The 509-nt window shown below is 38.9% G+C and carries 1 protein-coding gene; it reads right to left on the minus strand.

Annotated features, from left to right (window positions below):
* The coding region (locus ACY2RQ_RS19800) for a hypothetical protein (RefSeq protein WP_490114736.1) at positions 1-490 on the minus strand (490 nt) is incomplete at its 3' end.
* Positions 491-509 lie beyond the last annotated feature (19 nt).

Genomic DNA, 509 nt, shown 5'->3' on the forward strand with positions numbered 1-509 from the left:
TAACCTTTGACAGTTGGCCGATGATTTCATCGTTTAAAGTTGGTAACGACTGTGCAAACTGAAGTGTGTCTAATTTACCGTATTTCATTGCTGACTGACCAGTTAGCTTTAGCCTAGGATTTGCCCCCAAGTTGATTAGAGATTTTACTGCAATTGGATCGGAGTAAAGAACTGCTGCATGCAGCGGCGTTAACCCTAGACTATCTCTTTGATTCACATCTTCGCCACACCTAGATAGAGTTGTTAATACAAAATCGAAGTTATCAGATAGCATTTCACGCCCAGCTACAACTGCACCATATATCGAATTAGGCTCAACTTCATGGAGACTTATCCTAGGACAAGTTTCAAGCCACAACTTGCTGGCTTTCTCAGTAACACCATCATTTGATAGATAATGTAAATGATAACCAAACTCTTGATCAGAATATTCGTAAATCGAGAAAGTAATTCCAAAAAATATGAGAAGAAGAACTATGGATTTTTTCACTGAACTTCCTTGGTTACCC

The sequence above is a fragment of the Parendozoicomonas sp. 209JJ7-1 genome (genome assembly GCF_058147085.1).